Source organism: Labrys wisconsinensis, assembly GCF_030814995.1.
In the GTDB taxonomy this organism is placed as follows: Bacteria; Pseudomonadota; Alphaproteobacteria; order Rhizobiales; family Labraceae; genus Labrys; species Labrys wisconsinensis.
Window position 1 is genome coordinate 19,822 of record NZ_JAUSVX010000018.1, and the last position, 12,496, is coordinate 32,317.

The 12,496-nt window shown below is 69.5% G+C and carries 13 protein-coding genes and 1 tRNA gene; 4 read left to right on the top strand and 10 right to left on the bottom strand.

Annotation, left to right across the window (positions count from 1 at the left end; genetic code table 11):
- Window positions 1-35 precede the first annotated feature (35 nt).
- Both QO011_RS33700 and QO011_RS33705 read right to left on the bottom strand, forming a co-directional pair.
- Window positions 36-257, bottom strand: coding sequence for a hypothetical protein (locus QO011_RS33700; RefSeq protein WP_307282349.1), 222 nt, complete (start codon window positions 255-257; stop codon window positions 36-38).
- Between the two features lie 43 nt (window positions 258-300).
- Window positions 301-561, bottom strand: a complete 261-nt coding sequence (locus QO011_RS33705) for a hypothetical protein (protein WP_370882051.1) — start codon at window positions 559-561, stop codon at window positions 301-303.
- A gap of 201 nt (window positions 562-762) precedes the next feature.
- Between QO011_RS33705 and QO011_RS33710 the strand changes: the two genes are divergently transcribed.
- Complete coding sequence (locus QO011_RS33710; RefSeq protein ID WP_307282350.1) at window positions 763-948, top strand: hypothetical protein; 186 nt, start codon at window positions 763-765, stop codon at window positions 946-948.
- 101 nt (window positions 949-1,049) lie between these two features.
- Here the strand turns inward: QO011_RS33710 and QO011_RS33715 are convergent, their stop codons facing one another.
- The 6 genes from QO011_RS33715 to QO011_RS33740 form a co-directional block, all read right to left on the bottom strand.
- Window positions 1,050-1,424 carry a hypothetical protein gene (locus tag QO011_RS33715; RefSeq protein WP_307282352.1) on the bottom strand — a complete coding sequence of 125 codons (375 nt, stop codon included), beginning with the start codon at window positions 1,422-1,424 and terminating at the stop codon, window positions 1,050-1,052.
- 355 nt (window positions 1,425-1,779) lie between these two features.
- The gene (locus tag QO011_RS33720) at window positions 1,780-3,309 is read right to left on the bottom strand and encodes an FAD/NAD(P)-binding protein (RefSeq protein WP_307282353.1); all 1,530 of its coding nucleotides are present in this window, start codon (window positions 3,307-3,309) and stop codon (window positions 1,780-1,782) included.
- Between the two features lie 87 nt (window positions 3,310-3,396).
- Window positions 3,397-4,719, bottom strand: coding sequence for a DegT/DnrJ/EryC1/StrS family aminotransferase (locus tag QO011_RS33725; protein ID WP_307282610.1), 1,323 nt, complete (start codon window positions 4,717-4,719; stop codon window positions 3,397-3,399).
- Window positions 4,625-7,210: a glycosyltransferase gene (locus QO011_RS33730; RefSeq protein WP_307282355.1), complete on the bottom strand. Its 2,586-nt coding sequence runs from the start codon at window positions 7,208-7,210 to the stop codon at window positions 4,625-4,627. The genes QO011_RS33725 and QO011_RS33730 overlap by 95 nt, the downstream gene beginning before the upstream one ends.
- A 218-nt stretch (window positions 7,211-7,428) precedes the next feature.
- Window positions 7,429-7,504 (bottom strand) — tRNA-Ala (locus QO011_RS33735).
- A gap of 132 nt (window positions 7,505-7,636) precedes the next feature.
- Window positions 7,637-8,038: a TIGR02300 family protein gene (locus QO011_RS33740; protein WP_307282356.1), complete on the bottom strand. Its 402-nt coding sequence runs from the start codon at window positions 8,036-8,038 to the stop codon at window positions 7,637-7,639.
- 207 nt (window positions 8,039-8,245) lie between these two features.
- Between QO011_RS33740 and aroA the strand changes: the two genes are divergently transcribed.
- The 3 genes from aroA to grpE all read left to right on the top strand — a co-directional run bounded on the left by aroA (window position 8,246) and on the right by grpE (window position 11,184).
- The gene (gene aroA / locus QO011_RS33745; RefSeq protein ID WP_307282358.1) at window positions 8,246-9,583 is read left to right on the top strand and encodes a 3-phosphoshikimate 1-carboxyvinyltransferase; all 1,338 of its coding nucleotides are present in this window, start codon (window positions 8,246-8,248) and stop codon (window positions 9,581-9,583) included.
- Between the two features lie 266 nt (window positions 9,584-9,849).
- Window positions 9,850-10,476 carry a (d)CMP kinase gene (gene cmk / locus QO011_RS33750; RefSeq protein WP_307282359.1) on the top strand — a complete coding sequence of 209 codons (627 nt, stop codon included), beginning with the start codon at window positions 9,850-9,852 and terminating at the stop codon, window positions 10,474-10,476.
- Window positions 10,477-10,533: 57 nt separating this feature from the next.
- Window positions 10,534-11,184: a nucleotide exchange factor GrpE gene (grpE, locus tag QO011_RS33755; RefSeq protein ID WP_307282361.1), complete on the top strand. Its 651-nt coding sequence runs from the start codon at window positions 10,534-10,536 to the stop codon at window positions 11,182-11,184.
- A gap of 74 nt (window positions 11,185-11,258) precedes the next feature.
- Here the strand turns inward: grpE and trxA are convergent, their stop codons facing one another.
- Both trxA and QO011_RS33765 read right to left on the bottom strand, forming a co-directional pair.
- A complete protein-coding gene (gene trxA / locus QO011_RS33760; RefSeq protein ID WP_307282364.1) occupies window positions 11,259-11,588 on the bottom strand; it encodes a thioredoxin TrxA in 330 nt (109 codons plus the stop codon).
- 131 nt (window positions 11,589-11,719) lie between these two features.
- Window positions 11,720-12,157 (bottom strand): L,D-transpeptidase, encoded by a 438-nt coding sequence (locus QO011_RS33765; protein WP_307282365.1) that lies wholly within the window; start codon window positions 12,155-12,157, stop codon window positions 11,720-11,722.
- Window positions 12,158-12,496: the final 339 nt, after the last annotated feature.

Genomic DNA, 12,496 nt, shown 5'->3' on the forward strand with positions numbered 1-12,496 from the left:
TCCACCGCCGCCAGCGTTCCCACGGAAACAACCGGTCAGGCCGCCGCCGTCGCCCCGTGGCCGCGATGCACCTCGACCGTGACATGAGACAGGCCCTCGATGCCGACGAGGCGCTCCTTGTAGGCGTCGGGCTCGCGCGGATGATCGGAGACGATGGCCGCGGCGGTGAGGATCACCACGGCCCAGGTCCGGCGCTCGTGCCCCTCGCCGAGGAAGACGTGACCGTGGGTCCGCGACGCGATGGAATGGCTGTGCATCGGTGCCTCTCTCGTGCGGGGCACGCTGGTCCGCGGACGCGCCTCACCACCAGGGGCCGCGCGGGCCGTAATAGGGACCGGGCCCGTAGAACCAGGGATCGTCGAGCGCAGACCGGACCTCGGCCCGGCGTGCCATGTCGATCTGCTGCAGGCATCTGGCGAAGGCGTCGGTGCCGCGGCGGAAGCCGTAGGAGGTGCATCGCGTCTCGTCATTGGCGCGGATCTGTTCGGGCGTGATCACCGTGCAGGCACTCACGAGGAACAACCCGAGGGCGCACATCATGGCCTTGAGCATCGTCACCATCGTCCCTGCCGTATCCGCCCCCCTTTGATAGCACGGCAAAGCCGATGCGGCATCCGCATGGCGCGAGCCGTGCCGGCAACCCGTCGGCCGCCGCGGCTCTCGCGGCGCGACAAGGCTTGCGAGCGCCACCGGGGATCGGTTGGCACGGCGGATGCTTCCTTGCTATCGTCCTGAAGGGGCTGCAGGTGAAAGGGGGCTGGAATGAACGGGAAATATGGCGAGCTTGTGCGGCAATTGCGCCGCCGTGCCGAAAGCTATGCCAACGCGGTCGACGGCAACTTCCTGGTCTATGATGCCGTGGCCGTCGCGCTCGACCTGGCTGCCGCCGATGCGATCGAGCGGCTGTGCAGGGACGTTGAGGAGAGCGAGGAAGCCGCCCGCTTGTGAGCGGCGGGACCGTCGTCGATCCCCTGTGATCGAGGTCGACGCGGGGTCGCAGGTGGACGCCCCGGCGGATTCGGCCGGGGCCGGTCGGAACGCGACGGCGTTCACATGTGCGGCTTCCCGCGCGTCCCGAGGTCGGAAGGAATGCAGTTCCCCTGCTGATCGGGCAGGTCGGCGAGGGCCGCATCGACCAGGGCCCGCATGGCCGGCCACATGGTCGCGATGGCGTCGGCGACGCCCTCGACCGGCATCCCGCCGGGTATGTCGGCGAGCTCGACGGCGATGCGTGCGGCCTGAAGGGCCAGACGCCTGTCCTCGGGGTCTGCGGCGGGAATCGCCGCAACCGCCGCGCAGGCGACCATGTACGGCGTCGGTTCGCGCATCGCCGCGATGGCGACACGGGCATCCTCGATGCACGCCTCCCACGGCCTCGGCTCCACGTTCTGCACGGCCAGCGCCCTCGCCACGCGCTCGATCATCCTCACGGTGCACCCCCCCGAGGCCCAGGCAAAGGAGGGCGCCGCCGCGGCCGGCATGTGCCCCGGCCATGGCGGATGGACGGGCCGCTCACGCAGCGGCCATGGTCGTCGGCACCGACGACTCCCGGTCCGGCGATGCCGTCGCACGCATCGCAGACGTCCCCTGCCTCTACGGCATCGTCGGTGATCATCCAGCCCCACTGCAGAAAAGTTGCGAGCAGTTCGCCTTCCAAATGCTTTAACGATAGCAATATCCGTACCAGGCGCCCGGCAAATGCGCACGGCGGGCAGGACAGCAGCGCCGCCGCCGGGCCGTCAGCCTTGCAAAGCCTCACCTGCCTTCTTCGGAGGCAGGTCAGGTGATGTGCGTTGCAAGCTCCGTCGCCAAACGTTGCGCCAGGCTGCAAATTCTCGGTGCGCTTTCCAGGCGCCAGATCTGTGCGGCGTCGCTGGAGTGGCCGGCAAGCAGGGGCCCCATCACGAAGAGGCCGGGCGATGCCTCCAGAGCGCTCGTCACTTCGATCCCGGCCCCTGCCGCATTGACGCGCGCGAGATCGTCCTGCCCGAGCAGGTTGCGCAGCAAGGGGTGCGACGGCCGGGTGAGCGGCTCCGAGCCGGAGCAGTCGACCACGACCGCGGCGTCGAGGGACAACGTCTCGGCCTCTTGACGGATCATCACCGTGAAGCCCGGCCTGGAGGTCGGGGAGCACGCCACGGACGTCGCCCGGCCGCGCATGATGCGCAGCTTTCCCCGGGCCATCAGCCCCTTCGCCGCGGCGGCATATTCGGGAGGCGTATGACGCCGCAACCGCGTGAACGCCTTGCCGTAGCGCTCGACGAACAAGCGCTTCTCGCGCACCGTCAGCCCGGCGAAGACACGGCCGAAGGCCTCGACGATCGGAGCAGCATAGTCCAGGGAGGCGTATCCGGCACGCCGGGCTGCCTCGACGTCCGCCGTCACGACCGCCATGAGATGGTCCGCCGTGAGTTCGGCCGCATCGGAGCCGAGCTGCCGGAGACGCTGTGCAACGAATGCCGTCTCGTGAGGCGACGGCTCGCCGTCGGGGAGAAAGCCGCTCGGCGAGATCACCACGATCTCGTCGAGCGCCGCCGACAGGCCGGACATGTGCCGGAGCGTGTAGACGGCCTCCATGGCCGCAGCGTTGCCCCCGACGATCACCGCCCGCTTCGACGCGGCCTGCTCCAGCCGTGCATCCGCAGCCACTGTCTCGAGGCTCGGGCCGTCGCGGCAGACATTGGCGACAAATCCGGGAAGGCCAGCCAGGTGCGGGGCGAGGCTCGACGGCAGGCTGCCCACGCCGAGCAGGACGCGGCCGGCGTGGATCACCCGTCCGTCGCGCAGGCCCAGGCGGAATGCGCCGCTGCCGTCCCGGGTGAGCAGCACGGCTTCTCCGGTCAGGAGGTCGACGTCAGCTGAGGCGTGCCGTCGGGCATCGTCGATGCTCGCGTGCAGGCGCTCCCGGACGAAGAGGCCGAAGATGCGTCGTGGCAGATGGAGCGGACGGTACGCGGCCGGATCCTCGCGCGCCCGCGACAGAGCCCTGTCGTTCGCCGCGAGCCATGCCACGACGCCCCCGTCGGGATCGTCCTGGAGCATGCCGAGCCACCGCGCCCGCTGATCGGCCACCCAGCCTCCAAATCCATGGACATCCATGGTCTGGACGGTCTCGTTCAGGAGAACCCTGGGATGGGCAAAGCGCCCATAGGGCAGGCCGACGCCGAAGTCGCCATCCCGATCCAGCATCGCCACACGCCGGAGCGCGCCGTCCCGCTCCCCCGTCCCCTGCGCGCCGAGCCGCTCGAGCAGGGAGACGAGGGTGAAGCTGCAGGAGAGGCCACCGCCGATGCAGACAAGGTCATACATGGAGGCTTCCGGGGCTGCTGGCCAGGACCCGAATCGGGCGGGCGAGCCCGCTCGCCAGGCCAAGCCGGGTCGATTGGAGGCGACATCTCATCGGCGATGGTCGCGGACGATCGACGCGATCGTCTCCACGACATACCCGACATCCTCACGGCTCAGGCCCGGGAAGATCGGCAAGGACAGGATGCGCTCATAGGCCCTCGCCGCGTTGGGCAGGTCCTCCGGCTGACAGCCGAACGTATCCCGGTAGTATGAATGCAGGTGCAGCGGCATGAAATGGACGCTGCTGCCGACGCCCTTCGCCTCGAGGAGATCGATGAAGGCGTCGCGCCCGACTCGCAGCTGATCGAGCTCCAGTTGAATCACGTAGAGATGCCAGGACGAGCGCACGTCGGCGCCGGGCCTCGGCGTCCTGATCGCCTCGAGGTCCCGCAGACCTTCCGTATAGGCATCGGCCCATCGCGCCCGGGCATCCCGGAACGCATCGCACCTCTCCAGCTGGCGGATGCCGATCGAGGCCGCGAGATCCGTCATGTTCGCCTTGTAGCCCGGAGCCTTTATGTCGTACCGCCAGCTGCGGCGAACGCCCGTCTGGGTCGTGCCGCTTCGGTCGATCCCGTTGTGCGCCATGAGGCGCACCCGCTTGGCGAGGTCGGGATCCCGGGTCGCGACCATCCCGCCTTCTCCGGTCGTGACCGTCTTGTTGGCATAGAACGAGAAGCAGGTGGCGTCCCCGATCGTCCCGATGTTTCGCCCGCCATATTGCGCCGGCAGGGCGTGGGCCGCGTCGTCGACCACCGCAAGGCGATGCCGACGCGCCAGTTCGAGGATCCGATCCATCCGGCAGGGATGCCCGCCGTGGTGCATGGGAACGACGACCTTCGCGCGGGGCGTCAGCCGCCGTTCCAGATCGGCGGGATCGATGTCGAGGGAATCGGGCAGGCAGTCGACGAATACCGGCCGGGCGCCCAGATGAATCACCACGGCCGCCACCGAAGCGAAGGTCATGGTGGGCACGAGGACCTCGTCGCCGGGCCCCACGCCCAATGCCTCGAGGGCCAGGTGCAGCGCCGCCGTGGCCGAGCTCACCGCGACGGCATGATCGACCTCGACATATCGGGCGAAGGCGAGCTCGAACTCCTGGACCCTCGGCCCGGTGGTCAGCCAGCCCGACGACAGCGTCTGGCGCACCGCTTCGACTTCCGCGTCGCCGATGCTGGGTCGGAAATAGGGGATGGTTCGCGGCGCAGCATTGCCGGTCGGGCTCGACGGGCCGCTTCGCCGATCTTCGCTCCTCAGCATCGGGGCCTCCGGGCAGTCAAGCCGCCTTGGAATTGAAGTCAGCCGGTTCGGGGACGGTCGAGACCTCGGGCTGCCGCGCCGTCGCCGGTCGATCCGCCATCCCGTACACATCCATGAACTGGTCGACGATCCCGCCGATGTCGAACATCCGGTGCACGTAGTCCTGGCCATGCCTGGCCGCCGCTTCCGCCCAATCCGGATTGTCCAGGATCCACAGCACCTTCTCGGCATAGTCCTGCGCCGAGTCTCCCGGAACGAGCAGGGCGCTCTCCCCGACGGCGACGATTTCGGAAATGCCCCCGACATCCGTCGCGACGCTCGGCACGCCGAAGTGCTGCGCCTCGATGATGACGTTCGGCGTGCCCTCGCGGCTCGAGGTGAGCAGCATGACATTCATGATGCGATACCAGTCTCCGACCTCCGAGACGCGGCCGGGCAGGTGGAACCTGCCGGAAAGGCCGTTCCGGGCCGCGAGGTCGGCGATCGCGGCGCTGAGGGGACCATCGCCGATGATGACGAAATGCGCCTGCGGACACGCGGCGCCGACGAGCCGGGCCGTCTCGAACCAGACCTCGGGCCGCTTCACGGCGACCATGCGAAACGCGCCTCCGATGACCGGCGCGTCCTGCGGAATGCCCAGGCTTCGACGCAAGGCCGCGTTGCGTCCGCCATTCGCGCCGAGCTTGCCGAAGTCGACGGCGTTGCGGATGACCATGAAGCGGCTCGGATCGGGCCACGAGGTCCAGACCTGGTCGGTCCGGCTGCATTCGGTCGAGTTGTTCAGCACGAGGAGGCCCGAGCGCTCGAGCAGGCAGCGGATCACATGGCGCATGGGCCGGATCTGCGTCTCGACCTGGCGCTCGCTGTAGCCCCAGTGGTCCGGCGACAGGGAGCCGCGCCGAATCAGGAACCGGGGCACGCCGACGATGAAGCAGGCCAGAACGGCGCCGGGGAGATCCTGCCAGACATGCACGATCTCCGGCCGATGATCGAAAAGCAGCCGGCACAGCCGGACGACATCCTCGCGGAGCGTGATGGGAAGCAGATCGATCGCCTGCTGGAGGCGCGGGCGGCCGCGAAGCTCGGGCAAGGCCTGCGCGACGTCCGAGCGATCGTGCCAGCCGCGCCCGTACACCGTCAGGTCCAATCCCATCTCGCGCACGACCGGCAGGAAGAAATCGTCGCCCTGGCGCATGTGGGTCGAGCGCACGAACAGCGATATCTTCGCCAACCGGGTGTCCCGGATCATCCTGCGCAGGAGCGTGATGCTCTGGCGCTCTCCCCCTCCCTGTCCGAGGCACCGCGAGACCATCGCCATCTCTCGCGGGCGTGCGGCATAGGCCACCGGCGCGCGCGAACATTCCTCGACGATGACGTCGACGAGACTTTCCGGATAGGTGATCGGGCCCGGCGATGTGTCGCACGCCGCCGAAACCTTCGAGACGATCTCCAGGCGCCGCTGATAATATCGGTCCGTCTGCAGCAGCTCCGGCGGCATCTGCCGCGATGCGTCGAGCGCCTCGGCGAACAGGTGGTAGCTCGCGAACAGCACCGCCTTCTCCGCGTGGAGATCCAGCGCCAGCTCCGCCGGCAGACGGGGGTGGCCGAGTCCTTCATCGAAATGGGCCAGCGCCGCGGACCGGTCGGCGCGCGCCAAGGCGATGCTGCCCAGGATCCAGGAGACGAAGCCGCCCGGCGCGTTGCGGGCCGCAACTGTCGAGCCGAGATGCTCGAGCACGCTCGAAGGCCCCTGGGCGGAGCTGCGTTGCACCAGGAGCCGCACCATCTCGATCACCCTCCGCAGGTCTCGGGCGGCCAGCGCGGCAAAGGGCGGGGCATCGGACAGGATCTGGGCGAACGTCTCCAGGATGCGATCGGCCTGGCCCACCGCGTCCAGGGCGCGCAACAATCCCAGCCCCAGCGAGAGATTGACGGAGCCGTCGTGCCGGCATGCCTTCCACAGCGATACGGCGTCGTGGAGCCGCACGCATTTTTGCAGCAATGCGACGGCGTCGCTGAAGATATCGGCATCGCGCGGCGCGCTGTTCAGCGCTTCGTTCACGCCGCGCGCCGCGCTCGCGGCATTGGCGAACGCCGCCGCCCGGCCGGCGGCTTCCAGCCAGCTCGTGGCCAGCGCCTTCGCCCGGGCCTGATCCCGCAGGCGCCTCGCCTCCTGATGCGCGGGCTGCAGGGCGAGCAGCCGGTCCGCGCAGACGACGCTCTCCAGGCAACGCTGCGCCCGCCAATGGATGCGCGCCAGCTGCAAGTGGGGCTCGGGCGCATCGGGGGCAAGGCCGGCCAGGCGCTCCCAATAGTCCTTGGCCGATTCATGGTCGCCGGTCTTCATCAGCAGGCGGCCACCGGCGCGCAGCAATCGAATGGAGTCCGGCCGGTCTACGAGAATTTCACGAATCAGCTCGGCCGCGGCACGCGGCTGCTCGGCCCTCAGGGCGAGCGCCTGGGCCTCCTTCTCCTGCCAGGAGGCTGCGGACGGCTTGCCGGCGGCCGGCGTCGAACCTGCGACCCGCCGACGAATCCGCCGGGCGAAGGCCCGCAGCGTTTCCATCCAGCGCGCCGGCGTGCGTGAGCGCCCGTGGACCACGACGTGTCCCGCTGTTCGCGCCCACCCACCTCAGAGGAAACCATGCTGGATCAAACAGCCTATGCCGTCAATCCGGCGGCAGCGAATCGCGGTGGGCGACGTTCGTCACCACACCTCGGCTCGCTGCTCTTCCAGCGACCCGGCGATCATCATGCTGCGGCAGGAATCGCCCGCGGCGATCGACCCGTCACGGAACAGCCCGCGACACGAAAGGAATTTGGTGGAGCCAGGCGGGATCGAACCGCCGACCTCTTGAATGCCATTCAAGCGCTCTCCCAGCTGAGCTATGACCCCACAACGGCAAGGCGGATGGGAGCCGCCTTCCGGATCGTCCGACGTTGCCGCCCGACGGGCCGCTCATCTGTCACAGATCGCGGCGCGGTGCAAGCGGTTCGACGCGAAGTTTTTTGCCGCGCGTCGCGGCCCTCACCGCTCTTCCTCTTCCTCGATGCCGTCGCCGATGAGATCGATGACGTCGTCGCTCTCGTCCTCGTCGGCCTCCAGGAAGGTGTCGTCGTCGGCGGGATGATCGTCCTCGATCTCGATGTCGTCCTCGGTGGTGGTCACCTTGGCCGTATCGCCCTCCTCCTCGACATCCTCCAGGCTGATCAGCTCGACGTCGGCCGCGGTATCGAGCTCTGCCTCCTCGTCGGACTTGACCACCGGACGGACAGCGACCGCCTCGGGCCGCACCCCGCGCAGCAGCGGCGCGGCGATCGTCACCACCTGCCCGGTATAGGGCGAGATGATCGGCGAGCGGTTGAGGTCATAGAACTTGCGCCCTGTCGTCGGACAAACGCGCTTCGTGCCAAGTTCGGGTCTGGCCACGGCAAAAACCTTCGTCGAAAATGAGAACGCTGGGCGCTACAGATAAGAAAGCCCGATGTCAATGGCAATCCCCGGCCGAATGCGCCTGCGGCGCCGGGCGGACGCTTTGTCGCGGGCGGAATCCGCTTTATCGCGGACGACATCGAGGCTTTGTCGCGCACGGCATCCGTGCTAAGCGCCCGCGTCCTCTCCCGGAGCCCGCGTCCCGTGACCGCCGCCGACACCCCCGTCCCGCTCACCGCCCGGCGCTCGCCGGGCCTCAAGGGGCGCGTGCGCGTGCCCGGCGACAAGTCGATCTCGCACCGCTCGCTGATCTTCGGCCTCCTGACCGTCGGCGAGACGGCGATCTCCGGCCTCCTCGAAGGGGCGGACGTGCTGGCGACGGCCGAGGCCTGCCGCAAGCTCGGGGCCAGCGTGACGCGCACCGGCGAAGGCGCCTGGCGCGTCAACGGCGTCGGCGTCGGCGGGCTCGCCGCCCCGGCCTCCGCACTCGACTTCGGCAATGCCGGCACCGGCTCGCGGCTGATGATGGGCGTGGTCGCCGGCCACGGCGTCACCGCCACCTTCGACGGCGACGCTTCGCTGCGCAAGCGACCGATGATGCGAGTGCTCGCGCCGCTCCTGAGCATGGGCGCCGAGATCGTGTCGAGCGCCGAGGGCGGCCGGCTGCCGCTGGTGCTGAAGGGATCGGCCGACCCGGTGCCGATCACCTACGAGACGCCGGTGCCGTCGGCGCAGGTCAAGTCGGCCGTGCTGCTGGCCGGCCTCAATGCGCCCGGCCGCACCACCGTGATCGAGGCCGAGGCGACGCGCGACCACACCGAGCGGATGCTGACCCATTTCGGCGCCTCCGTGAGCGTCGCGCCGCACGGCGCGCACGGCGCCCGCATCGTGCTGGACGGGCGGCCCGACCTGCGGCCCAACCCGGTCGCTGTGCCGGCGGACCCGTCCTCCGCCGCCTTCCCGCTGGTGGCGGCGCTGATCACGCCCGGCTCCGACATCGTGATCGAGGGCGTGATGATGAACCCCTCGCGCACCGGGCTGATCGCCACCCTCCGGGAGATGGGCGGCGACATCGTCGAGCTCGACCGGCGCATCGAGGGTGGCGAGGACGTCGCCGACCTGAGGGTCCGCCACTCCGCCCTCGTCGGCGTCGAGGTGCCGGCGGCGCGGGCGCCGTCGATGATCGACGAATTTCCGGTGCTGGCGGTCGCGGCCGCCTTCGCGCGCGGGACGACGCGGATGAACGGCCTCAAGGAGTTGCGGGTCAAGGAAAGCGACCGGCTCGCCGCCGTCGCCGACGGGCTCAGGGCGAACGGGGTCGAGCACGAGGTCGAGGGCGACGACCTCCTCGTTTCGGGCCTCGGCCGGGCGCCCGGCGGCGGCGTGGTCACGACCCATATGGACCATCGCATCGCCATGGCCTTCCTGGTGATGGGCCTCGCCGCCGACGCCCCGGTCGGCGTCGACGACACCGGCTTCATCGCCACCAGCTTCCCCAGCTTCGTGCCCGTCATGACCGGGCTCGGAGCTTTGTTCGACTGACGGATGCCGAGGGCGGCCCGCCGAAGGACGCCGGGCCGTCGGAGGCAGGCCGGGGAGCGGCGCGGCCGGACTTTTGCCGCCGCGTCGATCACGGTAGACTGTAACGACGTACCTTTGAAACCCTGCTGCGCGAGCGGCCGGCGCTCCCGGCCGCCGCCCATGGCTGCGCCCGCAGCGGGCGCCGGAGACGAGAGGGCCGCGATGGCCGAGCATGTCCTGACCAGCGGCGCCGGGCCGGGCCGACCCGGCCATGGCGAGGCCCGCCCATGATCATCGCCATCGACGGCCCTGCCGCCTCGGGCAAAGGCACGCTCGCCAAGCGCCTGGCGGATCATTTCGGCCTGCCGCATCTCGACACCGGCCTGCTCTACCGCGCCGTCGGGCGGCGCATGCTCGACGAGGGCCTGCGCCTGGAGGATTCGGAGGCCGCAGCCGCCATCGCCGAGGAGCTGGAGGTGGTCGATCTCGACGAGACTCGCCTGCGCGGCGGCGAGATGGGCGAGGCGGCCTCGGTGGTCGCCGCCTATCCCAAGGTGCGCAAGGCGCTGCTTGACCTGCAGCGGCGCTTCGCCCATCAGCGCGGCGGCGCGGTGCTCGACGGGCGCGACATCGGCACGGTGATCGCACCGGGGGCCGAGGCCAAGATCTTCGTCACCGCCACGCCGGAGACGCGGGCCCGCAGGCGCCACGAGGAGCTGCGTCGCCGGGGCGCCGACCTGCCTTTCGAGGACGTGCTCGCCGATATCCGGCGGCGCGACGCCCGCGACGCGGGGCGAGCCGACGCGCCGCTGAAGCCGGCTCCCGACGCCCAGGTGCTCGACACGACGGCCCTCGACATCGAAGCCGCCTTCCAGGCCGCGGTGGTCATCGTCCAGCGGCGCGCTGCCCCTTGATTTCGGCGGCGATGAGGCTGATATGCGCCTGCAAAGGACCACTCCACAGGCGAGTTGATGACGAAGCAGGCAAAGCAGACTTCCGAAGCGTTTGAGACCCAGGCGGCGACCGAGGCGGCCGCGAGCGCCGGCGCGGCAAGCGAGGCGGTGGCCGAGGCGGGCCATGCCGAGGCCGTCGCGGAGCTGGTGAGCAAGCTGGAGGCGGAGCGGACCGAGCTCAAGGAGCGGCTGCTGCGCACGCTGGCCGACATGGAGAACCTGCGCCGGCGCACCGAGCGCGAGGTGGCCGACGCCCGCACCTATGCCATCGCCAAGTTCGCCGGCGACATGCTCGGCGTCGCCGACAACATGGGCCGCGCCATTGCCGCCGTTCCCGCCGAGGCCCGCGAGGGCGACGCAGCGGTGAGGGCGCTGCTCGACGGCGTCGCGCTGACCGAGCGCGACATGCTGCGCGCGCTGGAGAAGCACGGCGTCAGGAAGATCGATCCGAAGGGCGAGAAGTTCGACCCGCATTTCCACCAGGCGGTGGTCGAGATCCCGGACCCGTCCCTGCCGAGCGGCTCGGTGGCGCAGGTGATGCAGGTCGGCTACGTCATCGGCGACCGCGTGCTGCGCCCGGCGATGGTGGGCGTCGCCCGCGGCGGCCCGAAGACGGCTGCCTCCGCGCCTCAACCCGAGGCCGGGGCGTCGGTCGACAAGACGGCGTAGCGGCGTCCGGCGTGACGGCTATGAAAAAGGGCGGCTCACACCGCCCTTTTTGATTTCAAGCGATGCGTGCCGCCTCAGGCAGCCGCGCCCTGGATCCAGCGCGACAGCTCGCCCTTGGGGGCGGCGCCGACCTTCTGGGCCGCGAGCTTGCCGCCCTTGAACACCATCATGGTCGGGATCGAGCGGATGCCGAGCTGGCTGGCGATGCCGGGGTTCTCGTCGACGTTGACCTTGGCGATCTTGATCTTGCCGGCCATCTCGGTGGCGATCTCGTCGAGCGCCGGGGCGATCATCCGGCAGGGACCGCACCACTCGGCCCAGAAATCCACCACGACCGGCTCGGACGACTTCAGCACGTCCTGCTCGAAGGACGCGTCGGTCACCTTGATGGTGTGCTCACCCATGACGAAAACTCCCGACGAGGGGTCGCGAAATCGCGGCCGCTGGAAACTCGTGTCGGCAAAAAGCTAGGAACGGCGCATCCCAGCGTCAAGCCGACGCATGGCAGATCGCGCGATCGTGCACGGCTCGTCCGTCACGTCACCACGATGCGGGCGCCGCCGACGCCGTGGCTGCGGATCAGGTTGAACAGGGTCGCGGCATTGCCCGGCGCGAGGCGGATGCAGCCATGCGAGGCGGGCCGGCCGAGCGCGGCCAGGTCATAGGTGCCGTGCACGGCATAGCCGCCGCGGAAGAACACCGAATGGGGCATGGGCGAGTTGTGGTACTTCTTGGAATAATGCATCGCTGCCAGGTACTTGGCGCCGTAGGTGCCGCGCGGCGTGACGTAGCCGCGGCGGGCCGTCGACACTTTCCACACCGCCTCCACCGTGCCGTCGACGATGACGGTCATGCGCTGCGTGGCGATGTCGACCTTGGCGACGACGCCGGCGGCGGCCGGCGCCGCCTGGACGAGGACAGAAAGGAACAGCGCCCCGAGAAGGGCGACCCAACGCAGATTCACGCCACGCATGACATCCCCCGGTCTGCGGCCCGACATGGCCGATGCGGCACTCCCAATAGCCCGGCTGGAGCCTTGCCGCGGTGCGTTTCCGCACGCCGCTCCCGCCAGGAGCTATGCTGCGCCCGAGGCTGTATTGGCCGCAAGACGATTCCCGTCAAAACTTGGTCACTATTGGGAGGAATCGAGTCGTTAGGGTTTCTCGGTAACGTTGCCGGCCGGCACCGGAGTCGAACGCACTGCCTTCCCCTCGGTCAGATCGCCGCCGCCCGCCGCGGGCATGGTTAAGCCTTTGTGAAGGCGGCGCGCCTAAGCAGGTTATGCCGAACCTGCCCAGGCTCGATCCGCGTC